This window comes from Haemophilus parainfluenzae, assembly GCF_900450995.1.
Taxonomy (GTDB): domain Bacteria; phylum Pseudomonadota; class Gammaproteobacteria; order Enterobacterales; family Pasteurellaceae; genus Haemophilus_D; species Haemophilus_D parainfluenzae_O.
In genome coordinates this window covers 2,176,580-2,200,522 of record NZ_UGHY01000002.1, presented here as the reverse complement: position 1 = coordinate 2,200,522, position 23,943 = coordinate 2,176,580, and the positions used below count along the sequence as shown (strand labels likewise).

Here is a 23,943-nt window from a genome sequence, read left to right as displayed (position 1 = left end):
GCTACCCCACAACAGGTGAAAGTTGATTATTGATCGCGCGAGCCGATTGGTCTGCCACTGCTTTTGGATTGTCCGTGCCTTGGATATTTTGCGTAATGGTGATTTTGTTATTGCTGTTTTTGACACTGTTATCCGCATTTGAAGTTTTATTATTGACTCCTGCCGCAGCAACTTGAGGAGCCGCTGTGTAAGATGGGTCAAACATCATCGTGTCATAGGCTTTCGCATTTTGACTTGCTGTTCCCACCTTTTCGCCACTATCACTAAACCACCCTTTTATTGTATCAACAATCGGTGCGATATATTGGTCGTAATAGCCCTTAACCCAATCAAATGCACTTTGGAATGGCTTTTTAATCCAGTCGGTGACTTGGGCGAACTTGGTCTCGATAACATCCAAATCTAACTGTTCGCCAGTAAATAAATTCCACAAACCACCAACAAGCGCGAGCCCAAGCTTAAACGGTAACTCAAGCATATCTGTGATGAGGGATAATGTTGCACCAATTGGATCGACACTAAAGTTATCAACAAAATCTTTCCACGTGGATTTTACCCATAAAAGTGCGCTCTTAAATGGCTTCCAAAATTCACCTAATGCCGTTTCTCCGCCTTCAAGATAAGTGATAAAGTCATCAACAAGTAAAAACAAGGCTGCAACGCCCGCTATAATCAATGTGACAGGGTTGGTCGCAAAAGCTAATAACATCCGTCGACTTAACCACAATAACGCTGCACCTAATGCATAGATTACAGTTTTCCAACCAACAGTATGTTCAACAACATTATCAATGGCCGCGGCTAACTCAAATAAAAATGACAGTATTTTGCCAAAGCCGTTGAGTGCGGTCTTGATAAACTCATTATTCTCGGTAAACCATTTTGTAAACCGCTCGGCTAATCGCTGAATGGATGGCGCGACACGGAGTGATACATATTCACCAATAGCCTTAAATACTTGAGAAACCTGCGTCAACGCATCTTTAAAAGCGGCGGCAGTTTCTGCATTTTCTGCGTTACCCACCCCAAGTGTAAGTGCGCTTGCAAGGGCGATTTGTTCTTTCAGCTCATCATTACCAAGACGCAAGGTTTGAATCATCGAACCATCAATGCCGAGTTTCGCAAGCATCGCAATTTGCTCTTGCTCGCCCATTGCTTTCATCTTGTCCGAGATTTCACCTAGCATTTCGCTTGAGGTTTTAACATCCCCATTCGCTTTTTTGGCGCTTAGTCCATATTGCTCAAATGATTTAGCCCCTCGACCGATACCTGTTGCTGCCTCACCTATAACACGAGACAATCCTTCAATAGACGATTGGGCAGCCTGTGCGGATGAGCCATTGACCTCTGCAACCTTACCTAAGTTGTAAATTTGGTCGGCTGATTCGCCCGTGACAGCTGAGAGTTGTTTAATTTCATCGAGTGCATCAAGATTAGCATCAACAAAATTCTTCACTCCGATTGTGGCAGCGTAGAAAGCTGCACCAAATGCCGCAACTTTAAGAGTGGTTTTATTGATGGTAATGCCAAGTAATTCGAATTTATTCAATAAGCCGACTGCACCATATTGGGTCGCCCACAAGTCAATGATATTGTCAGATAAATTTTCTGTGCTTTTGGCGTTATCTTCTACGGCTTTTGTATCTTTTTCGGTAGCATCGGTTTTTTGCTCAATCGCAGATTTGAGTTTGCCAATAACTTTCTCAACCTGCTCGGCACTTAACCCCGCTTCTTGTAACTCTTTCGAGAGCTGTTCAGTGTTTTCAAGAAAGCTCTCACCAAACTCAGATAAGAGCTTATCCCCTTCGATAAGTTTCTGCACCCACGCATCTAAGGCTTCATCTTCAGAAAGATTTTCTGTTTCAGCTTGTAGTTTTTCAAGCGATGCAAAAAACTCGCTGAACTCAGGCATGTCTCTGACTTGTTTAGCGGCCTCGTTAGCGGCATCTTCCAACGCTTGACCAAAGGCACCTAAACTTTCTGCTGCGTCTTCAGTGCCGTCTCCAATTGCATTGAGGAATCGCTCAAACTGTTGCATTGCTTGGCTATCCGCATCAATGCCGATTTTAATCAGTAGTTCATCGAGTAGCATTGCGTTGCTCCATTTGATTTAATTCAACAATGACTTCATGGAAAGATAAAAGGTCGGTTAACGAATAAACCGACCTTAATTCGTGTAGTGAACAAAAGTTTTTTACAATGGGCGTAAAAATAAACCAGTCAACTTTGCTGTCTGACTGGCTTATTTCTTCGCTTTTAGATTGGCTTGAATATTGCTCAGCAATCCGCCCCCACCGATAAAAAAATCAGCAAATTGATACATCAACCCTTCTTTTAATACTGGGATTAAATGCCCACGGTGTTGGTTAAAATGACTATCAAAACGTTCAGACAGTCGGTATAGTTTGCCATCTTGCTCACATGAGGTATGTTTAAGCACAATATCCTCAAGCTCTTTAATGCTTGGGTCGCCTAAATTCGCCAATACAGTCGTCAATACGCTTGCACCGAGTTTTTTATTGTTACCTAATGATGATAAATCGACTGATTGCAATAATTTCATTGCATTTTTGAGTGCAGTCCATGCTGTCATCGCATTAGCTGGCGTCATCGTATAAGTGACATTTTCAATATTGATTTGTTTACTTTCCATTATTGAACACCTTTTTCAAGATTCATCGTCATTTTCTCAAACACAATCGTCCAGGTTGTCGCATTGTGTCCATTCCCACGCACGTAAGGCGCAGGCGTGGTGAAATACCCTTTACTTGCCGTGACAACATCATCATTGATTAAATCGCGGATAGCGAGAGTTATCGGTAAATAGGTTTTAATACTGGTTTTTTGTTGATTAAACAACTTAGATAAATAGGCGTTATCCTCAGAATGTTGTTTAATTTTTAGGGTTAATTTGCCTGATTGGTCAGGGTTTGCGATAAATACGCCTGTGCCATTTGCACCAATAACCATTTGCCCCGCATCAACTTGGTTGGTCGCATTAATCACATCTGATCCGTCTGCCCAGTCACTTATTTCTTTGCCGTCTAATAACACGACAACTTGTTTTGGATCGAAAACTGCCATAGTTTTTCCTCTAGTAGAATAAAGCCAAGAATTTCTCCTTGGCTTTTGAATTATCGGTTATAGTTCACAATCACATCGCTTGAATGAATTGCGCCTGCTAATTTCACTGCGGTTTGAATTGGCGTTGCACGGCGTTGCTCACGGTCGCTATCAGATAGCGTATCCATTGGTGCCGCCCATACATAGTAACCTTTCTCAAGATAATCACCTGTCGTCAAGTTACCAAAGCTATCGCCCGTCCATTGACCTGGTGCGAAAGCACCATTGTTTACACCCTCTAAACAAACTTTCTCCACGGCAGCAATTAATACCGCTTGGCCTTTGTCTGTTAATGGGATTTTTGTCGGTGATTTATACAAGCGAGCAAATACCTCTTTTTGCACAGCATCGGTAAACCAGTCTAAGATAACGATTTCATCCGCAAATTTACCGCCCATCACTGTACCTTCAGCAATCATCGCTACATCATCAAAATAGGTGTACACGTTGATGCCTAAGCGTTTAGCCTTAGAGAACTCCGTTGCCGTAATTTCATCTGCTGTAATAGTTGGTTGTTGCTTGAATTTAAGCGTTAAGGTTGAATTATTTGCCGCAAAGTTCGTTGATAATAAACGAGCCAATGCGGAAGATGCTGGGTACATATCGTTTTTATCGAACATCGCTAATGTGTGATCTAAACCTGCATCATATAATTTCTTATAGATGTTATCAGCAGACCATTCAAGCTGTTCAACGCGAATAACATTCGCACCAAACATTTTGGTATTAGCTTGCGCGTATTTTGCAGCAGATTCCACTTCACCATCAGTAAGCTGTGCAGCAAACGTAAAGCCATACCACGCATTATTCACTTCGGCTACGTTAAATAATGCCTCTGCAACGGTTTCTTTTTTCAAAGAAATTGATGCCTTGCCTACTTTTCGGCTTGCTTGGCCATTTTCTAATTTAAGCAATGAGCCAATATACTCACCGTTACCACCACTATTAAAGGCGTAATGGATTTCGGTCGCTGTATCTTCTCCAGCGTTGTTAGATGTGATGATAAAACGTTGTCCTACGCTATCGTAAGAGATAGATAAAGATGAAGGAAGTGCTGTCAATTTCTCTTGGATTTTAACTGCAATCGCATTGAAATCTGATGCATCAGCAAAAGATAGCCCATTTACTTTCTTGGTTTCAGTGCCAATAGTCAGAGTGAATCGACCATTTACAACCGTTTTAAAACGCTCTAAATCATCCGATAAGGTTGCACCGCTTAATGTGTTTTTGGTTGCATCAATGGTTGCGGGTTCTTTTTGCCAGCGCGCAATAATTAATTGTTTTGCACGAGGGCTTTGAGCAAAAAATGGCTGTGCTGCTTTTGCTGTTTCTGAATTTGTGCCGAACAACTGTTCTACATCACGTTGATTTTCGACATAAACATAACGCGTACTCGCATCAGCAAATGCTTGTCCTGCCTCTGGCGTGAACAATGCTACTATACCGAATGATTTACGCGCGGCAGATTTTGGCACAGTATTTAACTGCACATTGACAATCTGCGAGATAGATAATGCCATAAGGCTATCCTCCTATTTGTTGAATTAAATGGTTTGTGCGTTGTTCAACGTTTTCTATCGGATCTAGAGGTGTATCAACAATGTGATGATGGCTAAATACAACATCAAACTGCCCTCGTTCTTCATAATCTGCCCCAACGGTAGCCGTTAAATTGCGGACATCTGAAAAACGAATCACGCCCCAGTGATTTGATTTTAGAAAAGAAAGAAACGCCGAACTTTGGAAAATGGCTTTTAGCTTGTAACACTGCGCAAGGGAATTCCGACCAAAACAAGAGACGCTAACAGTGCTTTGCATTGACTGAATGATACGCTCACGCTTACCGTCAAATTCTCTCGTGGCCTGCCCGATTTCATTACTTGTCATCAAATCCACGGTAATAAAAGCAGGTAAAGGATTTTCAGGGAGCCAGCCACCAATAACGGCACCATTAGGTAACTGTAAAGCCTGTTGAATCCACTTTCGCAGTTTGGCTGTGTCTAACGCCGATATTGTTGTGGTATCCATATTTTCCCCAATTTGCTACGGTTTTTATTTTGTAGGTTTCCCCTTCATAAATAACCAAATCACCTATTTTTAACGGCTTAATGGTGTAGATTTTTATTGAGGGGATAAAACGCTCACCTTCTGGCAATAACAACACATCATTAGGAGAGGTCGGCATAACAATGGCAGTCATGCTTTCATCGGTATAACTCGCCCCAAACCCATCAGATGAATGCTCACCTTGCAGATGTTTCACGGTGACAATTTGGCTAAATTTGCTATTCAGAAAGCGAGGATATTGATTGATTAAACTCATTTAACGATACCTTTTACAGAACCACGCAAGTGCCCATCCCATATGAGTGGGTTTTTCTCAATACTTTTGGGATCTAATGTTGCTCTAAGTTTTTTCCTGCGTTTAGGATCTTTAACATCCTTAAGTTTCCATGCTATTTTGGTTGAATCTGCATTTTCAATCCATTTACCTCTTGCTATATTAAGCTGGACATCACCTTGAGCCTTAATCGCTAGCTCTTTATAAATTTGCGCAATGTCCATCCCTTCCTGAAAATACTGAACAAAAAGTGCGGTATATTTCTCTTGGTTTTCTGAGAGCGTTTGGCGTAAAAAAGGACGCGGTTTAATATGTTCATTGCCAAGCTCCAATACAGCCGCCAAAGAGGCGAGATTAAAATTCTCAGCCCCCTCGACTGGCTCATCAAACTCAGCAGGAAATCCAACGTAAACCGCTTTGTCTTTATCAGCCCTCAATCGCTCAATTAACGCTTTCGCTTGCGCTAAATTCCCCGTAATTTGCACCGCCATTTACGCCACCATTACCCCAATGCCAACCAATTTACGTAATCGCAAATACTCTTGGCCATACGCTGTTAATTGATAATCTGCATCGGTGCCTGTCAGTGTTGGCACGGCATAGCTAACAGATAACTCCCCTGCCGTTTCACTTGCAGTACTACGATTAGCCTCGCCTTTTCCCTTTTCCGCCCAAAGAGAAAGGCGCAGTAAATGCGCCGCTAATGCCAACACGCCACGCTCGAAAAGTCGCCCCCATCGTGCTTGGCTGATTTCTTGTTGTGCATCCAATAAAAAAAGGTCAATGCGAAAACCATCGACCTCTTTAAACTCGGGATAACGTTCATGAAAATCTTCTATTGTTGGCATATATTTCCCCTAGTAATCTACGTAAAGTGCGGAATCTGGCTCCATAAAGGTTACGCCACCAAATGCCATGCGTAAGCCAGATTCATAAGCTAATAAGCCTTTTTGTTGAGCAGCTAACACAGTTGGCGACATTGGCACATCAAAGATAACGTGCTCTTTGCTGTTTACATAAACCATTGCACGAGTTTTGCCACTTGTTACACGAGAACCAAAGTTTGATGGCAAGGCTTTAATTGCCACTTCACGACCTGCAGCCGCAGACAGGCTCTTAGTTAAGAACTCTAATGCGGTTGTGTCAGTATTATTGCGTTGCGTTAACGCTAAATGTGCTAAATCAAGCGAATCAATCGCAAAGGTGTTTGGTGCTTCAATGCGTTTGGTTTTTTCCATACCTGCGAGGAACATTTCTTTGAAGAATGCCACTGATTTGTCAAAATCCATCGCTTGGACTTTCGTATTTGCTGCCGTGCCTTTGATGTTGTATACCTCAACAGACTTGTTGTTTAGCAAACCAGTTAAGCGAGTATCTTTGGCATGACCCAAGAACGCCACTTTTTGCAAGGTTTGTTGTGCGTTTTTATTTAACGCCATAATTTTGGCGGTATCTAACGCTAACCCTAATAATTTGCCTTGCTCAAGTTCTGGTGTTGACCATGTTACCGATTTAGCCCATGGCACAATATAAGAGCGAGTTGGCGTAAAGCCGACTTCCACTTGGTCTAATGTACTTGTGCCAGTGGTAATTAAACCATCATCAAGCGAACCGTGCTCATCTGCACCATAATGAAGTTTTTCAGTGATACCTACAGCTGTTTGTTGGTCAACATAGACAAATTGCGGGAACACAATTTCAGGATATTTGGTTTCTGAAATTTCTTTGCTTACAGCCGTTAATCCGTTTTGTACATAAGTTAATAATGACATTCATCACCCCTTATAATTTTGTAATCATCGCTAATTGACCCTTAACGTCAATCACGGTGTAGCCTGTTTCAATCGCATTTGCATCGGTTTCGCCTTGGATTGCGCCAGTTTTACCATCGCCACCCGTTGTTAATACAAATACTTTGTTGCCTCGAGTAACTGTTTTCTCTGGTGCAACATTCACCCAAATGGCATCGCCTGCACCAATGTGCATTACATCGACTAATTCGCCTTCAGGCCATTCATCGCGAATGCGACTTGCTAATACCACGCCAGCCAATACATCTGTTTTAGCGGATAAGGATTTCACACCACCTGCAGGATTTAATGCCACAAATTCACCTGCTTTTACTTTGCCGGTGACCTTTTCTGCTGTGGTTTTTGCACTTGCAAGATTGCCCTTGCCTAATTCACCTGCACGCGCAGGCGCTTGTTCGTAAGCGTAACTCATCTAATTACTCCTAACTGTTGTAAGTTTTATTAAAATCGATAGACGGCGCAGCTTTATTCATCGCAGCGTCACCAAGCAAAATACTGCCAAGTGATTTACGTTCATCCGCTAATTTCGCCGCAACCGCTTTTGCTGTTTGATATGCGCCAGAAATTTCCTCATCGGATAATTTGGTCGCCTCATCTTTAGTAAAAATACCCTGCGCTACGACTGCACTTTCTTGGATTTCACGCACAGTAGCATTATCCGCAAAATTGACTTCTTTAAATGCAGTTTTTGCATCAGCCAATACAGCGGCTTGTTTTACTTCTGCATCACGTTTTGCTTGCGCCTCTTTTAGCTGTTGGATTTCTTCATCTTTAGCTTTAAGGCGTTTTTCAAGTTCTTCTTTTTCCACGTCATCTTCCTTTTTATTTTCAGGTTCAGGTTGTTTTCCTTTTGGTTCGGTCGAGGTTTCGGCTTTTTGCTCTTTCCCTTCTTCACCACCAGACTTTTCTTCTTCCTCAATTTGTTTTTTCTGTTCATCCGACAACTTGATGCCGAACGCACCTAAAAACGCATCGAGAATTTTTGCGGTTTTCCCCATAATGGTTTTATCCTCATCGGCAAGTTTTACACTTCCACCGCAGCGACCCTTTGCCACAATCGCTACGTGGTTGCCGATCATCGGCGACATCTCAAAATCTGCATCTTGTACTGTGGAAGGCTTAATATCGCAGTCATAACCACAAGATAATTGCTCAACACCATTCTCCTGCACAGTTTTAATCGCAGATTCATCATAAATCCAAGCCTCTGCCGTGAGTTCATCGCCGACTCGCTTAACATTACGCACGACACCGACAGAGAGCTGTTTCCAGTTCTTCGCATTCACTCCATCTTTAGGATGACCAACGGTTAATGTGGCATTTTCAAAACTCTTAATCGTTTCATCGCTAAATAAAGATTTCTCTGTGCGAGCGACTTTTTTAATACCGTCTTCTTTTAGCCCAAGTTCTGTAGCGAGATAATCAAATACCCCAACTTTTGAAATGGTTGCTGGCACAACTAAAAAACCATCTTTAGTGATGGTTCTTTGTGTGGCCGCTTGAGTAGTTTTGTCTGTGAATTTCATTTATTTACCCCAATAAAAAACCAGACCATTTCTGATCGGGTTATTTGAATAACGTTTCATTCTTTGTCATCTCTTGGTCAAAGCATATCCACAATCTCATCATAAGATGATGCTTAGGGTGTTTAACATTTGAACTAATAGTGGTAAAATAAGTAAACCGTAGATTGAGCTTGGGAACGTTTTGGACGTATGCGGATGCGAGTTAATAAACTAGGAATTACGCACCAAACTATTCTGCGGTTATTTTTTTGATTTCCGCCTAATCCACATCGTTTTCATTGTCAGTTTTTTGTGTTTTTTACGCACTTCTTGAACGGTAAATATTTCATCTTCAATCTCTTTCTTGATTAAAAACGTTTCATTCCCCATATCACTTAATCCCGCATATTCAATACTGTCAAAACTTGAAATAATAAGCGGTAATAAGAGAATATCTTTTTTTGTTACAGCTCGCTGTCCTCGCTTACTTTCTGTTGTTTCATTTCCGTGCTGCTTAAATGTATGACGAATACCTGATTCGTCCACACTATGTTGCCAATCTGAAATATCAAGCCCAATACTCTCTTTTGCCTTAGCTACCAACTCTGAACTAACACTGCCTATATCGGAATATAATTTATTACCACCTCTACCACTTGACGAATCAATCAAGTCAGATAGTTCCATTTTTCCAGATTTCTGAACAAGAGGTTCTTTTTCATCTTCGCTAGATTCAGGTTTAACAATATCATCAAGCACCGGAATCTGAACGCATCGACAATTAACATCATGACCAGGGTGACCAGTATCGGCAGGCGGATTAGCATATTCGAATATCTGCCCATCCTTTTCAGCATGGCTTGCACGCACACGCTCATCACCCGATGTTGACCACATGTATTTTTTTACGCCAACCTCTTCATGGCGTGCTCGAGTTAATGCTGCATTTAATTTTGAGGATTGGTCTCGAGCAATAAGCATTGCACGACTTTCTGCATCTTTCCCTAGTTTTTTGAGCTGTTCGGCTAAGTCTTTATTCAATGCCCCTGAACCATTGCTTGCATGACGGCATTTTGCACCTTATCAAGATATTGCGTGCGAATGGATTTGATTAATTGGATGTTACTTACCGTTAATTCATTTACCCTTTCTACAATATTCGGACTATTGCGTAAATAGGCAGATAAATCGATGCCAGTTTGATTTTTTAGATTGGTTGATACTTCGGTATGATTTTGTGCATCACCACGACTAACAAAGCCATTGGCGATATTTTCGGCCTGTGAAGTGCGGTCAGATTTTTCGTACTTTTCTAATACTTTCATCAGCGCTTTCGCACTAATTGCTTGGAACCCTTTTGCATCATCCATAAAAAAAGAGCCTTGCGGTTGTTGCATGGCTCTTTCTACATCATCGGTCATCGTTTTGACGAACTGCTTAAGCTGCTGTCTATACCAAAGCTCCGTTCTCTTGCTCATCTTCACTGGCTTGAACTTGCGTGTTTTCGCCTTCTGGTTCTTCAAAATTTCTGGCAAATTCATCAGCATTTTTCATATCCTCAATGTCATCGGCAGAGATATTGGCAAACAAGCCACTTTCTCGGAGTTCGTTTGCCACTTGATATTCATTTACTACGCCATTTTGAATTAACGTATTTGTCGCTGTAGCAAAGGTGTTAAGCATATTGACTTGTTGTTCTTGTTTAACCACGGTCAATGGTAAAAATTCAAACCACCAGTCTTCAGGCTGTCCGCCAAATAATTCATTGCATAGCAATGTATCAAGCACTTCAAACACAGGTCTCAATCTTGTTTCTTGTAATCGATGGATTGTTTCGTGGTAGTTTTGAATATCCTCATCACCACTTGCCAATCCCGAAACAGATTGCCCAAACAAAATGGTGACTGGCATATCTGCCGCGCCTGCCACCGCATTGCGAAACTCTGTTAGTAGGTCTTTTAACCCGCTGAATGTGAGTTCTTTGCGGTCATATTCGTTTTCCGCATCAAGCAACAGGCTATTGGTCGCCGATTTAATCGACTGCACCGCTGAAATAACGTGAGCTACATCATTTTCTAAGCCTGCAGATATCTTGTCAGACAACCCTGCAATTTTGAAAATATCGATTTTACTCTCAAAAATAAGGTCGCCCACATTCGCAGAGGCGCTATCAAAGCGTTTAAGCACATCAATAATCTTTTCAAGGTCTGATACACCCCAAATATCGTTATCAGATAAAGGCGCATCATTGGCATTGATAATTAATAAGCGAGAATGATGCACTAAAACAGATTGTATGCCGCCAGTGATGGTATACTCACTATATCGACCAAAGTTTGGTGAAAACACATCATCATCTCGTTGCCCTGTCGGGGAGATTTTCCATTTAGGTAGGATGATTAATTGTTTTAATCGCTCTGTAGGCTGTAACGGCGAGGTGATATTAATAGTATCAGTTACAACCAATAAACCCACCGAGCCATACAGACTAGACCATTGCAACGCTTTAGTTAATGTCTCACGTAGTTTTAATCTGCGCTCGAGCTTAGTGAACTCGTCTAGCTGTTCAGATTTTAAGTCATTGGAAAAAATATCGCGCCAATTACGCACCATATCTTCCGAGCGTTTAATACAGACCTTGTTTGCAATCCAGTTATCACGCCATAATGCTTCAATCTGCATTAAGTCATCCGTTAAACTCAGCCCACGAGCATAATACGTTTGCTCTTGTTTGCTGCCTAACTTCAGTGCTAGTGATTTGATACCATCTAAAAAATTCATCTTATAAATCCAGTAGTGATTTAGGTTTTGTTGGGGCGTAACACATAACTAACGCATCCGCCATATTTGGAGAAGGTATGCCGCGTTTTTTCATATCCTTTTTGCTTTCTACTTTTACCCGCCCGTTATTGTCATAATCAACACGAGGGCGTGATAATTCTGCTTTCAGATACTCAAGCTCTTTGATTTTGCTCGATAGGCTTATCAGTTCATCGTCAGGATAAACATCCCCATGCTTTATTGCTCGATAGGTTTTATAGAATCTATCACGTAAAGCCCACCAGGATTGGGCTTTAATGTTCGAAAACATATCTTGATTTTTTTTGCCTTTGATATATTCACGCTCGGGATAAGCAACTGCACCACCAGCATTAAATCCTTCCACTTGTAATGATTTCGGTAAGCGTTTAAAGTGAGCTTTTACACCCGCCCCCACGCCAATACTATCGAATATAATCAAATCAGCTTTAAATTTGACCGCACTTTGATTTGTTCGGTTGGCGGAATCAATCACATCGCCAGTCTTCCAAACCTCAATGTCAAGCACCACAGAACCATGAACAAATGCATTAGCGTTACTATCTACACCCTCATCAGCAACGTCAAAGCCAACCTTCTTCATCCCTTTAGCGGTAAAGCCGAGCTTGAGATGCGCATCCACCGCATATTCAATCCATACAGGCTTAATGATGGCTAAATCGGAATCAGCTACAGGCTCGCCTTCATAAACATGACGATAAAGCTCGTAATCACGCTCACGCATCTGCTCCATATCTTCCATTAATTCTTTCGGGAAATATGGATTATCTTGCCAGTTTACTAAAACAGATTTACACCGCTCTGGCGGATGAATCACAAAACGTTGATAGGTGTCATCAAGAATATTTTTAGGGTTAAAACTCACAATAATCTGCGAGCCGTCTTCACGAATAGTCGGAATCAATACATCCCAACTTTCTTTTGAAACATTCTCGCCTTCTTCCACCCAAACTACATCAATACCCGTCATTGATTTGATTGAAGTGATGTTGGTTTTTAACCCTGCAAAAGTGAAACGTGAGCCATTTTTCCCGATAATTTGCGTTTTCTGAACATCGAAGAAATCTTGCAGTCCTAACATTTCAATTTGGTCTGCCAACATCTGAATAACAGAATCGGAAATTGATTTTTGGATCTCACGGCAACACAAAACTCGAATCGGCGATTGGTAAGCTCGCAATATTAATGCTCTCGCAATGCTAAAACTTTTACCTGAACCTCGACCGCCGTAGAAAATAATAAACCGCCAAATAGACTCAAAGAGCGGTTTGAATTTTGTCGGAAATTGAATATTAAGCTGGCTCATCGCTAAATGTCACATTAATCACGGTAGGCAATGGCTTGCCATCGGTTGTTACATCAACTTTATTCGCAAACATCCCTAAATGCTTACCAAGCAACTCAAGGGCTTTGTTTGCACTGGTTGGTTCAAAAACAAACACTGGGCTATCTACCGCATTTACCGAGCCTTCCTGAGCATTTTTGACAACATCAGTAAGCACAACAGATTTACGCCCCATGCAAATATCACGTAGCTCTTGCAAGTCAGCAATGATGTTATCTACAGTCAGATTATGGCGTTGTCGGTGTGCTTGTTGTAGTTCTTCAATACGGAGTGCGATCGGAGTGTCTTTTAATAATTTCTTGGCATTCGTATTTATTGCTCCAGTTGTCATATTCTTTGCATTATACGCTTGCCGATACGCCTCACTCGCATTCCCCAGCTCAATATAAAGCTGACAAAATTTTTCTTGTTTAGGCGTTAATCCACGACCAGACGTGGATTTTCCTTTCACGTCTGACATAGGAAATCCTTAAAATAACTTGAATAAAACTTATTTGCTGCCTTTTGCTTGATTAATCCACTTATTGAGATTATCTACTTGGCTTGCGCACTTATCTCGCTCTGCTGTTACCTTAACAAGCTGTATGACTACATCGCCGTATGTCTCACCAGTAAATGCTGTTCTTACACAAGGTGCAGTATAGGCTTGAGGTGGGTAAATATATTCTGCTTTGGTCGTGACCTTATTTGTACAGGCGGTCAAGAGCAGACTGAGGCAAACGAGTGTGAGCACAAGGTTGTGTCTTAATGATTGTTTTAACTGATTCAGCATTTTCTGTTGCTATCCTTTCTATTTCATCATTACGTTGCTGTTGTGCTATTACCGCATCACGCTCTTGTTGCAGTGCAATGTTCAATGCCTTGTTCGCATCTTCTTGTTGCTGAATGGTTTGGGCTTGTGCTTGGTTCTCGGCCTTTAAGCTACTTATCTTCTGGGATTGATACCAAGCCCAACCACACAAGCCCAAAATCAAGCAAAGTGCGGTTAGCTTTAAGGCTGTTTCAAATCGGCTAAACATAATGCTTTCTCTTTTTCTCTACGAGAGACTAATCCTGGTAATATCTTCCCGCCTGCATATACCCATTTGGGATATTCGTAACAGGCTTGGTGATAGTTCCCCGCTCGAAGTTGTTTGAATAAAGTGGAATTACGAACAGCGCCACAACCTGCATTAAAGGTAATCGAAACTGCAGAATCAAATACAGACTGCGGTAATGCTCGACCATTGCCATAATTCAACACACATTTCTCAGCAACTTGAATATCGTTTTTCCAACGCTCCGCAATCTCTAAATCCGTGTATCGATGTTTTGGATCGACAGGTTGACCGCTATATGCCGTTGAGCCAATACCAACAGTTAAAACATCGGATGGGCATTTGTACGGGTCTCGTCTGCAACCCTCTGCATTGCCAATAATCTCTGCACCTTTAGGGCTAAGGATAAGCTCCTCACCAAACTGCGCATACATCAATGTAATAATGCTCGATACTGCACAGACAAATCCTGCTGCACCAAGCGTGGTTCTAGTCCTCGTCAATTTCATCAGGTAGCCCCCGTTTTAACCGCTCCATGCGCAACTTATGGATTTCTTCCTTACGCTCCTCTTCCCTCTTCATCACTCGCCCTTCGGCACATTTTGAATAGACATTAACAAGTGCGGTCAAAATACCAATAGCTAAACTAAGCAACATAAGGTTATTCTGATCACCTAACCAAGCCAGTACACCAGAAAACCCTGACCATACATAAGTTTGATTTCCCGGGTCTTTAAACATTTTCATACTCCACCCCATTTTCAGGGCAATAAAAAAGCCCACGCATTAACGTGAGCTTGTGATATGGCAAAGGCGTAAGGATTCGAACCTTAATTAACGGTTTTGGAGACCGCGGTCTTACCATTAGACTACGCCCTTATAGTTTGATAACAAAAAGCCCGACCGTTTCCGATCAGGGCTGTAAAAATCAATTTAGGTGTTCACTACTTACATTGCGACCACCGTACATCTAAATGATAGGACAAGATGACAAGGTTTGTCAATAAGTAATTTTGATACTTCTTGCATTTTGTCGTCCAGTTCGCAAAATAACGAACCCAGTTATAAGAAGTTCGTGAATTATTGCCTTCGCTAATTTTAGCTCTTTTTCAACATTCCGTATCATCGTTTTAAGGCTTGGAGTGCGGATATCTGGTTTGCCTGCGCACGGCTGCATTTTTATCTCTCCGCAGTTTTCACGGAGTTTAACCGCTATATGATTAATAGTGCTTTTATTAACATAATAGGAAAATACGATATAGTGTAAAGTGCGGTCGTTTTTAAGGAAAAATCTCTCAATAACTTCGCTAATCATCATTCCTGTTGAGTCATCGCAAATTGGTTCATTTGGCTCTGCAGGAATGACTGATTGCATTAGTTTTGCAATAATATTTAATTGCGGTTTATCAAGCCTACCACTGCGCACCCATGAGCCCCATTGATACATATAACGGTCAACAAATTCTTCTTGCTCAATCGTTAGTTCTGATAACTCGCTAAATTTACGCATGAATACCTCTAATTTTAATGATTGACTTACCTTTGCTTACTACGCCTTTCTCTTCGATCGAATATTTACGAATAATTTTCCGGTTATCATCTTTAATTAAGCCAGCGCCAACTAAGCTATCAAAAATTCCTTTAGGCAAATTATCAAGGTCGCGTGGACGATTATCGGGAAAGTAAATTTCCATCTTAATTTCAACCGCACTTTCAAATGGATCGAACTGTGAGCAAACCTCAGTAGCAACACGTTTAAACTCCCGTCCTGCTTTTGATATGTAATGCTTACCTTGCCTTGTGTGCTTCCAATAATGATTCACGCTCGGTGGGTACGGCAGACAGATTTCAAGCCAATCACTCATAACTTGCCCTCCTTGCGCAAAATTTGCTGTGTTCGTAACACACCTTCAGCGTGTGCCAGGCGGACATATTCAGCATCCATTTTTCTAGTTCTACGGTCGCATTCATCATGGCAAGATGAGCATGCCCAAGCACCAAAAATATCATCAGGCTTCATCCCAACCCCATTTAATCCAGCCATACGATAATGTGCTAATACGGTCGTTTCAGGATTATGATTACAAATACCAGGCAACCGCACTTGACACTCTCTCCCTTTCGCTTCTTTTCTCAAATTACTCATTATCCAAACACCATCTGAAAAATTACCCAAACCGCCACAATCCAAAGTACAATTTTTAACTCTAGAATATCGTCATCGTTTAATTTCATTTAATCCACCAAGCTCATCACGCCGTAACCAATGCCGACTGCAATCAAGATAAAATATGCCAATGTGCTTACGACCAATATCCAGTTAAAAAATCTAGCAATGAATGGGAAAATTAGCCCCAAAAGAAGTGCTAATAAAGGTAAGCTCATCACTATCAACATCAAAGCAAAGTAAATAATCCAGTCCATTTTAGAATCTCCATCTATCATTAAATCTCACACCATTTTGCACGCCCCAACTGGTCACATATTCGATAAGGCTTGCCATTCTGCTCACGCTCATTTGAGCCGAACTTTCACGGATATTCACAAATTCGCCCTCAAGACCTGGCACAACATCTGCTTTTTGATTTGTGGCGATTGCGTGACCAGAAATAAACAATACTTTCCACTGCTCCATTGTGAGCTTACGCCCCATAAATTCCGCCTGATTTGCCACATCTTGGCACATAGCGTGAAACTTGGCGTTTTGCTCAAGGTTTCGCGTTATTGGTTGGATTTTGACTACCAACGGTTTTTTATCGTCTGTTGGCAGCTCTTTGATTACATCCAAGCAATTATTTTTAATGCGTTGATCGCGTAAAAAGAAAGGTTTGTATTGGCTCATAACATCATCCCCAACGGAGGTAGCCCTGGTTCTTTTTTCTCGTGTTGGATAACATCGCAAAGCTCATCGCAAAATTTCTCAAAATCTTTTCTAGGCCAACGCTCCAAATCAAATACCAAACGGCTAAATTTAACTTGAGTTCTCACCTGATCTTTTAATTGAGCTTGCGACATCAACTCTAATTTCATTGGATCTACTTTTTCTTTTGGCGGCTCTGGCGGTGAAACCGTGTCCCATTTATCAGAATTAATTAACCATTCATCAGCGTTAATTATTTTATTCGTGGCACAGTCATACAATTCACGATATGTTTTGTTATTCGACTTGGTTTTATCAACCACCAAGAAAAGCACTGAAATTGGCGTATCTTCAAAGGCGTTTTGAATCAAATTCAACTCGACTAATTGATTCCCAATAACTTCACGGAGTGTTTTTTCGGTGTTTCGATAGGCAATACCGGGAAACATAATGAAAAACCCAAAACGATGCGCATTGGCTAATCCTTTCAGCATAAAAACATCATCAAGTACACCTGATTTTTTCCACGGAAAATCTGCTTGAATAGCGGCCTTTTCTTCTTCGGCAAGTTCTTTAAATTTAAGTGAGAATGGCGGGTTCATTACAACACAATCACTTTTTGGCTCACTTTGATACAAGAAAAAACTCGTATTATGAATTTCAGCATCTGGATAATTATTGGCTAATGCCGCGCATGATTCCGCTTGAATTTCTACTGCAATAAACTTACTTGGTTGAATAAATTGCTCAAGCTGTCCACTGCCTGCTGCACCATCAAAAACACTTGGATTTTTACCTAAGTACTTCTCAACTTTCCCAGCCAAATATCGGCGAAGAGATTCCCCCGTGATGTACTCAGCGAACTTATTCGCTTTCTTTCGATTGTTATGCTCTTCAAAACTCATTCTTTGTACTCCACACCTAAATCTTCTAACCCAAAATAACCGCATGACTTGGTGCGATTCATAGCGCAATTTTCGTTTGCTATCGGAAATGGCAGTGGGTGGATTGCATGACCATTGCAGCGGAATCTATCTTCTGACCATTCGCCAACAAAAGCACTTACCGGTTCGCCATCCCATAAATCCTCAAGAGGTGCGCCACATTTAGGGCATTTGTAATTACTTCCCATCGTAACCACCTACTTTCTTGACAAAATCAAGACTTACTGAACGCATCACAAAATCTTCCATTGTTGGATCAAAGACTACGACCATTTGCCCTTTGCTATTCCCTTTGATTTCTTTTCCTGTTACAGGGTTGATAAATGCAATTCGACCACCTGTAATATCAATCACTTCATTTGCAACGTTGTGAATATGGTTTTGATACCACTGCGTTGATTTATCGTTATTGAGCAACATAACAACTGTATGCCCTATATTTCTAAGTTCGTTTGCTGCTTTTAAAAATGGTGTAACATCTGAATAAGGCGGATTGACATAGAAATGCAGATGCTTGTAAGGATAAGGTGTTTTAGTGTCTAGAAAATCACTACCAAGCGGACTATTCTCTCCAATCCAACTTAAACAAAGAGAATTGTGCTCATTTGCGCAACCGTCAACTTCAAAATCAAATCGTTTATTCAGCCAATTAAATACATATTTAGGCGTTTGCCATGTATCTTTATCAAATTGTTGTTCTGTCATTGCAATGCCCCTTTCATCATTGCCATCAAGCTATCGCGCGCCTTATCAGCCTTCGCTTTATCGTAAAAACTTGGTTTTACTGGAATCATCTTCGGAATTTCCTCAAAAGGAAAATTCGACCGCACTTTTTCTGCAGCTTCTGTGAGTAATTTTGGAATAGTTTTCAACGTGTCCTCTTCCGATTTTTTCTTGCACTTTTCGTACAGATTTTTAAGCAACCAAAATTCCACTTTTGAACGATATTGAAATTCATCCCGATTGAATCGGGCATAGCCTAAGAAAGTTTTATAACGTTGGTATAATTCTGCTTCGTTCGGTAAACCCAGTGCGTGATAGTCTTGAACTTTGCATGCTTGAATAAATTCGCCTACACTTGGTAAATAACCATTTGGCTTAGCACGCATTTCCGCCATACCTCGTTTGACTTGTGTTATTTTTGTAATTCCATTTTCAGCAAAGCCTAAAATCCACTGGCGTTTTACTACCTGCAATCGCTCTGGGGTAAGATTAAGCAATTGAGGACAACTTGCGCAAAGCTGGTCGAACAACGTATCAATAAATTTCTCCGCTTGTGGTGATACGCCTTGATGCAATGATTGATTAGTTAATTGGTTCACAGTACATTCTCCCAGTCTTCAGGACGATTCCATGGCAACGCGTTTTTTTCTTCAAAACTCATTTTTTGCGCTTGGGATGTTCGCAGTTTCTCATCACGCCAATCCCACGATGCGTTAAATCCCTGCCAGTTGCGTTCGATGCAAATCTCCACCGCTTCACAAATCGAAATTCCCGCTTTGTCCGCTTGTTTTTGCAGACGGTTTAGCTGTGTTTGATTAATTACGCCCTTTTTGGCTTTGCGGTGCGCAATAAAATCTTCGGCAAGCTGACCGACGATTCCAAATTCAGCAAGCAAGGCAAGCGATTTTTTTTGCGTAGTTTTTTTATTATTATGATCAGTAGTATTTTTATAATTAGTATTATTATTTGTCGGATTTATTTCCGAGTTATCTCGGATCTGTTTCCGAGTTATCTCGGATTTATTTCCGAGTTCGGGTTGTTTATTCGGATTTATTTCCGAGTTGTCTCGGATTTGTTCAGGCTTAAACTCATTCCAAGATTTCCCTTTTTCAGTCAGTCTAATTAGATCTTTATCACCATGCTTACCCTGTTTTAAGTAAACAATTAATCCTTTCTCGTTAAGCTCCGAAAAATGACGGTAAACAGTGTCTCCGGTCTTATAAAATAACGGTAGTTCTTCAATGACTTTGTTACGAGATACCCAGTAATAAACTACACCATCTACAACAACTTCTTCCGCCCAAGACGAAGCTTGATTAAGCAAATCAAACAAAGCTGCTTGATTAGCATTTAAGCCCCATTCAAGGCTTTTTTGATTGTTTATGTAAGTGCTAAAGCGCATTTTCTACCACCTTAGTTCCCTTTCTTGAATTGCAGGAACGGCACATTGTTTGAAGATTTTCCAGCGTTGTTTCTCCGCCTTTTGATTCCGGGTAAATGTGATCACAAGTTAAGTCAAGGTGAGTTCCGCAAGATACGCAACGGTATTTATCCCGTTCGAATACGCGCTTTCTTAAGCTATGAGAAATAGTCTTTTTCTTATATCCAACCTCTTTTTTCTGTGAATTTACTCGATCTGTAACCAACCCTAATTCTTCAGCGATCATGTCCAACAAGCCGCCGCCTTTCCCGTCACCCCAATTCCAAAGGGTTTCTATGGCGTCGGCATATTCGTTCGCCATTTCTTTGATTAATGACTTTGCTTTAGCTTCCGTTATAATTCCAACCTTTTCTAAAGCGTCATCCAAGACATCTGAACTTAATCCAAAATTTGATAAATTTTCATTTGTTGGATGGGTGTTAAATCTGTAACAAACTACAAGCGCTTTTAATTCCTCTTCGCTCAAAGCGCGCAAGTGTTCATCCACAACGAAATTTGGGAATATGAAAGCGTTATTCATGCCGCCTCCAACCAATACTGAGCAACACGTTTTCCGCTTGGCACGGTAATCATTTTGCTGATGATGTTGTGACCACGTTTTTTAAGGTCGTAGATACGAGCGCCAAGACGTAAGCAGTTAAAGCGCTTTTCTGCGTCTAAATGCGTTAATCTCTCGCCGTTTTTGAGTGCTTTTAAAATCTGTGCTGATTGTGTTTGACTTGTTTTTTCGTTTGGATTAATATTTTCCATAGAAATAATTCCTATACTGAAATTGCCTCGGTGTCCGCCGTGGCTTTTTTATTTCTTGTGTAACACAATCGCACATTCAATCGAATGTTGTGTTGCAGCCAAATGTTTACTCAATGCTTGAAGGATTTTGTCTTCTTCTTTCGAAGTGATTTCACCGTCTTCTAACGCTGTTTCTAATACAGCAAATAACAAGCCTCGAGCGGAAAGCTCGTGCAGTTGTAAATTGGCAAGCTCAACCTTGTCTAATTCATCCTCTGCTACATCTGGTACAAAACGACCACCTGCTAAACGGCATAATTCATCGATAAAATCAGTGCATCCATACTCAAGCTGAAGTGCGATCAGTTCTTCGTTTTTGAATCGTTGGCCTTTTGTTTGATATAGGCGATTGTTTAATTCCGCCTCTGAAAATCCGAGAAATCCCGCCACCGCACTTTTGCCACCTGGCACTTTCTCGATCATCTCTATAATGGTTTTTTTCATTGTCATAATTTCCCGTCCTTTTTTATGGTTTTCTTTTGCGCCAATATGAGTAAATTAGTTGTCAGTTAAATTTGCTAAGGAATGTAAAATCTGCTTTTCAGTAACCTTGCCTTTTGTAGCCTTAACGATTCGCGGGATATACTTAGCGTTAATACCGCCACCATTAAGCCAAAAGCTGACGGAAACCTGAGAAACTCCGCATTCTTGACTTAGCTTTACCTGAGAACCGCAAATTGAAATTGCTTTTTCGATTGCCTCGTTCTTCATAGTCCACCTTTAATTAAAATTCTTATACATAATATAAGATACATTATACATTGTAAAGGATTTCTTATTTGATTTTATATAAGTTTATTTATAGGATTGGGAGATTAAGGAGAGTTTTATGAATACACTTGCTGAAAGATTGCAGTTTGCAATGGACAAAATGGGTAAAAACCAAGTTGAATTAGCCGCATTAGCTGGGACATCACAAGTAACGATCAGTAATATTTTGAACGGAGTTACAAAAAGCCCTAGAAATGGGTTGCAAATAGCCAAGGCTTTAAAAATTTCGCCGGAATGGCTCTTGAATGGCACAGGAGAAATGGCACAAACTCAAATAGAATCAAACGTAGCCGAAACAGGTTCATTTGATTTGTGGGATCGTAATACGCCATTAAACGATGACGAGGTAGAAGTTCCGCTTTTCCAAGAAATCCGCTTAGCCGCTGGAAATGGTTTTGCTGATGACATTATGGATTACAACAACTTCAAACTACGCTTTTCACGCGCCACATTAAGACGGCAAGGCGTACAGTATGAAAATGCGGTATGCGTGGTAGCAGACGGCAATTCAATGGAGCCAGTTATTCCAAACGGCGCGACCGTCGGTATCGATACCGGCAATAAGACTATTCGCGATGGCAGCATTTACGCCATTAATCACGGCGGGCTATTGCGGATCAAACTGCTCTACAACATGCCAAACAATCAAATAAAAATCCGTAGCTATAACACTGACGAGTACGACGACGAGATAGCCGATCTCAACGAAGTATCTGTAATTGGTAAGGTGTTTTGGTACTCGGTGTTGTTGTAGCGGTGGAGCATAGGAGTTATTGTAAAAATATAAGGACATCTATGATTAATGAACTTAATATCACGCATTATAGAAAGCTAAAAAATATAAGATTGGAATTTAAACCAGGAATAAATCTTATTTCTGGTACAAATGGAACTTGTAAAAGTTCTATATTGCATATTATTAGCAATTCATTTCAAGGCGTAACCTCAGACTCTGAAGAGCTAAGAGAATGTTTATCCATTATTACCAGAATAAATCAATCAATAAATCCTAAAATAAATAACCTAACAAAAGGCGATAATAGATACAACGATCCTGCTCCAGGGCAACAAGGTGAACTCTATAGGGTTCAATATAATAATGGTTATGCTTTAGGCTTTAGACGACATAATGCAAGAAGTACATCTCGATACTCACTTAAGCCTAAATATGCTACACCTGGAGAATCATTACCTGAAGCACCGGTAATCTATCTAGGACTTACTCGCTTAATTCCTATCGGTGAGTTAATTGATGTTTATGCTAATATTCGAAAAATACTTCCAGAGGATTATCAAAATGAGATAATCCAAAAATATAAGGAATTAACGGGTATTCCAATAAAAAATATTTCAACACACGAGATTACAGGGTTAAAAAGACGCGGGGAATTTGAAACAGATCTAGAAGGAATTGATTCGAACACAATCTCCGCAGGTGAAGATAATTTATTTGTTATATTAAACGCTTTATACTCTGCCAAATATTATTCATCTGTTACGGAAAAGAAACCAAGTGTACTACTTATAGATGAAATGGATGCTGGACTACACCCATCATTACAATTTAAATTGTTAAATCTATTAAGAGAATTTTCAAGAAATTTTAATATACAGATTATATTTACAACACATAGTCTATATTTGATTGATAAAGCATTAAAAGCTAAAGATAACATTACTTATTTAATGAAATCTGCCAATCATTCAGTTTCTATAATGCCAAACCCTGATATTTTTAAAATCGAAATGCATTTAAATAGTGAAACGAGACAGAATTTATATAAAGATAAGAAACTTCCTATATTTTCAGAAGATAATGAAGCAAGGGTGATGATCAATCTTATCTTTGATATATTAAGCGAAAAAGATCAACAATTCGCATCTATTCGACATTATTTCCATTTAGTTCAGATGAATTCTGGTTGTGAAAATCTAAAAACCTTATTTAAAGACGAAGTTCTCACAGCAAATACACTAAAAGCTATTTGTATTTTAGATGGCGATAGCAGAACTCACGAATTAAAACATAATATTATTAGTTTACCTGGACAAGTCAGTCCAGAAAAGCTCATATTCCAACATTTGAGTGAGTTGCTTTCTAAAGAAATTTATAACGAGTTTTGGTGTAATGAATATATTCAGCAAGAAGGATACTCTTTTGAATGGGCTAGAGATAATATTTACCCCAAATCATCAGCTTTAGCTTCTGCCTATAACAGGGAGCAAGCTAAAGCATTGTTTAATGACCAGAATTATCGCTGCTTTTTTACAATAGTGATGAAAGATTGGCTTCTTCGCCATTGGGAGGAGAGGGAGATGAAAGCGTTTATTAAAGATGTAAATATTCTTTTCTATAAGCTCGCTGATTATTATGGCATCAATACATCTCGCTGGCCACGCCTTTAATTTTAGTATAGAATATCTCAATACTAA

General features: G+C 40.4%; 34 protein-coding genes, 1 tRNA gene and 1 pseudogene. 2 read left to right on the top strand and 34 right to left on the bottom strand.

What is annotated here, in order from left to right:
• Window position 1: 1 nt before the first annotated feature.
• From DX522_RS11195 to DX522_RS11025, 34 genes and pseudogenes are all read right to left on the bottom strand, one after another.
• Window positions 2–2,092, bottom strand: coding sequence for a tail length tape measure protein (locus DX522_RS11195; RefSeq protein ID WP_115180853.1), 2,091 nt, complete (start codon window positions 2,090–2,092; stop codon window positions 2–4).
• 150 nt (window positions 2,093–2,242) lie between these two features.
• Window positions 2,243–2,653, bottom strand: a complete 411-nt coding sequence (locus DX522_RS11190; protein WP_042600671.1) for a phage tail assembly chaperone — start codon at window positions 2,651–2,653, stop codon at window positions 2,243–2,245.
• Entirely contained in the window at window positions 2,653–3,084 is a 432-nt protein-coding gene (locus DX522_RS11185; RefSeq protein ID WP_115179383.1) for a phage structural protein, read from the bottom strand. The genes DX522_RS11190 and DX522_RS11185 overlap by 1 nt, the downstream gene beginning before the upstream one ends.
• Before the next feature lie 50 nt (window positions 3,085–3,134).
• On the bottom strand, window positions 3,135–4,643 hold the full coding sequence (locus DX522_RS11180) for a DUF3383 domain-containing protein (RefSeq protein ID WP_115180852.1): 1,509 nt from the start codon (window positions 4,641–4,643) through the stop codon (window positions 3,135–3,137).
• 4 nt (window positions 4,644–4,647) lie between these two features.
• A complete protein-coding gene (locus tag DX522_RS11175; protein WP_262054231.1) occupies window positions 4,648–5,151 on the bottom strand; it encodes an LIC_12616 family protein in 504 nt (167 codons plus the stop codon).
• A complete protein-coding gene (locus DX522_RS11170) occupies window positions 5,075–5,446 on the bottom strand; it encodes a hypothetical protein (RefSeq protein WP_115180850.1) in 372 nt (123 codons plus the stop codon). The genes DX522_RS11175 and DX522_RS11170 overlap by 77 nt, the downstream gene beginning before the upstream one ends.
• Window positions 5,443–5,955, bottom strand: a complete 513-nt coding sequence (locus DX522_RS11165; protein ID WP_115180849.1) for a hypothetical protein — start codon at window positions 5,953–5,955, stop codon at window positions 5,443–5,445. Before DX522_RS11165 ends, DX522_RS11170 begins: the two co-directional genes overlap by 4 nt.
• Complete coding sequence (locus DX522_RS11160; RefSeq protein WP_115180848.1) at window positions 5,956–6,312, bottom strand: DUF4054 domain-containing protein; 357 nt, start codon at window positions 6,310–6,312, stop codon at window positions 5,956–5,958.
• Window positions 6,313–6,321: 9 nt separating this feature from the next.
• Window positions 6,322–7,236: a major capsid family protein gene (locus DX522_RS11155; protein ID WP_115180847.1), complete on the bottom strand. Its 915-nt coding sequence runs from the start codon at window positions 7,234–7,236 to the stop codon at window positions 6,322–6,324.
• 10 nt (window positions 7,237–7,246) lie between these two features.
• The gene (locus DX522_RS11150) at window positions 7,247–7,687 is read right to left on the bottom strand and encodes a hypothetical protein (RefSeq protein ID WP_115180846.1); all 441 of its coding nucleotides are present in this window, start codon (window positions 7,685–7,687) and stop codon (window positions 7,247–7,249) included.
• 10 nt (window positions 7,688–7,697) lie between these two features.
• Window positions 7,698–8,801 (bottom strand): DUF2213 domain-containing protein, encoded by a 1,104-nt coding sequence (locus DX522_RS11145; RefSeq protein WP_115180845.1) that lies wholly within the window; start codon window positions 8,799–8,801, stop codon window positions 7,698–7,700.
• Between the two features lie 240 nt (window positions 8,802–9,041).
• Window positions 9,042–10,327 (bottom strand): annotated as a pseudogene (locus tag DX522_RS12100) (phage minor head protein).
• Window positions 10,230–11,561 (bottom strand): DUF1073 domain-containing protein, encoded by a 1,332-nt coding sequence (locus tag DX522_RS11135; RefSeq protein WP_115180844.1) that lies wholly within the window; start codon window positions 11,559–11,561, stop codon window positions 10,230–10,232. The pseudogene DX522_RS12100 and the gene DX522_RS11135 overlap by 98 nt, the downstream one beginning before the upstream one ends.
• Window position 11,562: 1 nt before the next feature.
• Window positions 11,563–12,906, bottom strand: a complete 1,344-nt coding sequence (locus DX522_RS11130) for a PBSX family phage terminase large subunit (RefSeq protein WP_115180843.1) — start codon at window positions 12,904–12,906, stop codon at window positions 11,563–11,565.
• A complete protein-coding gene (locus DX522_RS11125; RefSeq protein WP_115180842.1) occupies window positions 12,893–13,405 on the bottom strand; it encodes a terminase small subunit in 513 nt (170 codons plus the stop codon). Before DX522_RS11125 ends, DX522_RS11130 begins: the two co-directional genes overlap by 14 nt.
• A gap of 30 nt (window positions 13,406–13,435) precedes the next feature.
• On the bottom strand, window positions 13,436–13,717 hold the full coding sequence (locus DX522_RS11120; protein WP_115180841.1) for a hypothetical protein: 282 nt from the start codon (window positions 13,715–13,717) through the stop codon (window positions 13,436–13,438).
• Window positions 13,629–13,964, bottom strand: a complete 336-nt coding sequence (locus tag DX522_RS11115; protein WP_115180840.1) for a DUF2570 family protein — start codon at window positions 13,962–13,964, stop codon at window positions 13,629–13,631. The genes DX522_RS11120 and DX522_RS11115 overlap by 89 nt, the downstream gene beginning before the upstream one ends.
• Window positions 13,937–14,491, bottom strand: coding sequence for a lysozyme (locus tag DX522_RS11110; RefSeq protein ID WP_115180839.1), 555 nt, complete (start codon window positions 14,489–14,491; stop codon window positions 13,937–13,939). The genes DX522_RS11115 and DX522_RS11110 overlap by 28 nt, the downstream gene beginning before the upstream one ends.
• On the bottom strand, window positions 14,472–14,729 hold the full coding sequence (locus DX522_RS11105) for a hypothetical protein (RefSeq protein ID WP_115180838.1): 258 nt from the start codon (window positions 14,727–14,729) through the stop codon (window positions 14,472–14,474). Before DX522_RS11105 ends, DX522_RS11110 begins: the two co-directional genes overlap by 20 nt.
• Before the next feature lie 58 nt (window positions 14,730–14,787).
• Window positions 14,788–14,861, bottom strand: a tRNA-Trp gene (locus DX522_RS11100).
• A 121-nt stretch (window positions 14,862–14,982) separates the two neighbouring features.
• On the bottom strand, window positions 14,983–15,492 hold the full coding sequence (locus DX522_RS11095; protein ID WP_115180837.1) for an antiterminator Q family protein: 510 nt from the start codon (window positions 15,490–15,492) through the stop codon (window positions 14,983–14,985).
• Window positions 15,485–15,847, bottom strand: a complete 363-nt coding sequence (locus DX522_RS11090; protein ID WP_115180836.1) for a RusA family crossover junction endodeoxyribonuclease — start codon at window positions 15,845–15,847, stop codon at window positions 15,485–15,487. Before DX522_RS11090 ends, DX522_RS11095 begins: the two co-directional genes overlap by 8 nt.
• Entirely contained in the window at window positions 15,844–16,128 is a 285-nt protein-coding gene (locus tag DX522_RS11085; protein ID WP_046950508.1) for a DUF1364 domain-containing protein, read from the bottom strand. The genes DX522_RS11090 and DX522_RS11085 overlap by 4 nt, the downstream gene beginning before the upstream one ends.
• A gap of 89 nt (window positions 16,129–16,217) precedes the next feature.
• Window positions 16,218–16,406 (bottom strand): hypothetical protein, encoded by a 189-nt coding sequence (locus DX522_RS11080; RefSeq protein ID WP_115180835.1) that lies wholly within the window; start codon window positions 16,404–16,406, stop codon window positions 16,218–16,220.
• Between the two features lies 1 nt (window position 16,407).
• Window positions 16,408–16,824 carry a recombination protein NinB gene (locus DX522_RS11075; RefSeq protein WP_115180834.1) on the bottom strand — a complete coding sequence of 139 codons (417 nt, stop codon included), beginning with the start codon at window positions 16,822–16,824 and terminating at the stop codon, window positions 16,408–16,410.
• Complete coding sequence (locus DX522_RS11070) at window positions 16,821–17,747, bottom strand: N-6 DNA methylase (protein ID WP_115180833.1); 927 nt, start codon at window positions 17,745–17,747, stop codon at window positions 16,821–16,823. Before DX522_RS11070 ends, DX522_RS11075 begins: the two co-directional genes overlap by 4 nt.
• Window positions 17,744–17,974, bottom strand: coding sequence for a hypothetical protein (locus tag DX522_RS11065; RefSeq protein ID WP_115180832.1), 231 nt, complete (start codon window positions 17,972–17,974; stop codon window positions 17,744–17,746). The genes DX522_RS11070 and DX522_RS11065 overlap by 4 nt, the downstream gene beginning before the upstream one ends.
• Window positions 17,964–18,491, bottom strand: a complete 528-nt coding sequence (locus DX522_RS11060; RefSeq protein WP_115180831.1) for a phage N-6-adenine-methyltransferase — start codon at window positions 18,489–18,491, stop codon at window positions 17,964–17,966. Before DX522_RS11060 ends, DX522_RS11065 begins: the two co-directional genes overlap by 11 nt.
• Window positions 18,488–19,108 (bottom strand): replication protein P, encoded by a 621-nt coding sequence (locus tag DX522_RS11055; protein WP_115180830.1) that lies wholly within the window; start codon window positions 19,106–19,108, stop codon window positions 18,488–18,490. Before DX522_RS11055 ends, DX522_RS11060 begins: the two co-directional genes overlap by 4 nt.
• Window positions 19,105–19,911 carry a hypothetical protein gene (locus DX522_RS11830; protein WP_262054228.1) on the bottom strand — a complete coding sequence of 269 codons (807 nt, stop codon included), beginning with the start codon at window positions 19,909–19,911 and terminating at the stop codon, window positions 19,105–19,107. The genes DX522_RS11055 and DX522_RS11830 overlap by 4 nt, the downstream gene beginning before the upstream one ends.
• Window positions 19,901–20,470: an HNH endonuclease gene (locus DX522_RS11825; RefSeq protein ID WP_262054227.1), complete on the bottom strand. Its 570-nt coding sequence runs from the start codon at window positions 20,468–20,470 to the stop codon at window positions 19,901–19,903. Before DX522_RS11825 ends, DX522_RS11830 begins: the two co-directional genes overlap by 11 nt.
• Entirely contained in the window at window positions 20,467–20,700 is a 234-nt protein-coding gene (locus DX522_RS11035) for a helix-turn-helix domain-containing protein (protein ID WP_115180829.1), read from the bottom strand. The genes DX522_RS11825 and DX522_RS11035 overlap by 4 nt, the downstream gene beginning before the upstream one ends.
• Window positions 20,701–20,748: 48 nt before the next feature.
• Complete coding sequence (locus DX522_RS11030; protein WP_115180828.1) at window positions 20,749–21,189, bottom strand: YmfL family putative regulatory protein; 441 nt, start codon at window positions 21,187–21,189, stop codon at window positions 20,749–20,751.
• 48 nt (window positions 21,190–21,237) lie between these two features.
• The gene (locus tag DX522_RS11025; protein ID WP_012771334.1) at window positions 21,238–21,450 is read right to left on the bottom strand and encodes a YdaS family helix-turn-helix protein; all 213 of its coding nucleotides are present in this window, start codon (window positions 21,448–21,450) and stop codon (window positions 21,238–21,240) included.
• Between the two features lie 118 nt (window positions 21,451–21,568).
• On the opposite strand from DX522_RS11025, the gene DX522_RS11020 reads away from it, so the two are divergent.
• Window positions 21,569–22,264, top strand: a complete 696-nt coding sequence (locus tag DX522_RS11020) for an XRE family transcriptional regulator (protein ID WP_115180827.1) — start codon at window positions 21,569–21,571, stop codon at window positions 22,262–22,264.
• Window positions 22,265–22,305: 41 nt separating this feature from the next.
• On the top strand, window positions 22,306–23,916 hold the full coding sequence (locus DX522_RS11015; protein WP_115180826.1) for an AAA family ATPase: 1,611 nt from the start codon (window positions 22,306–22,308) through the stop codon (window positions 23,914–23,916).
• Window positions 23,917–23,943 lie beyond the last annotated feature (27 nt).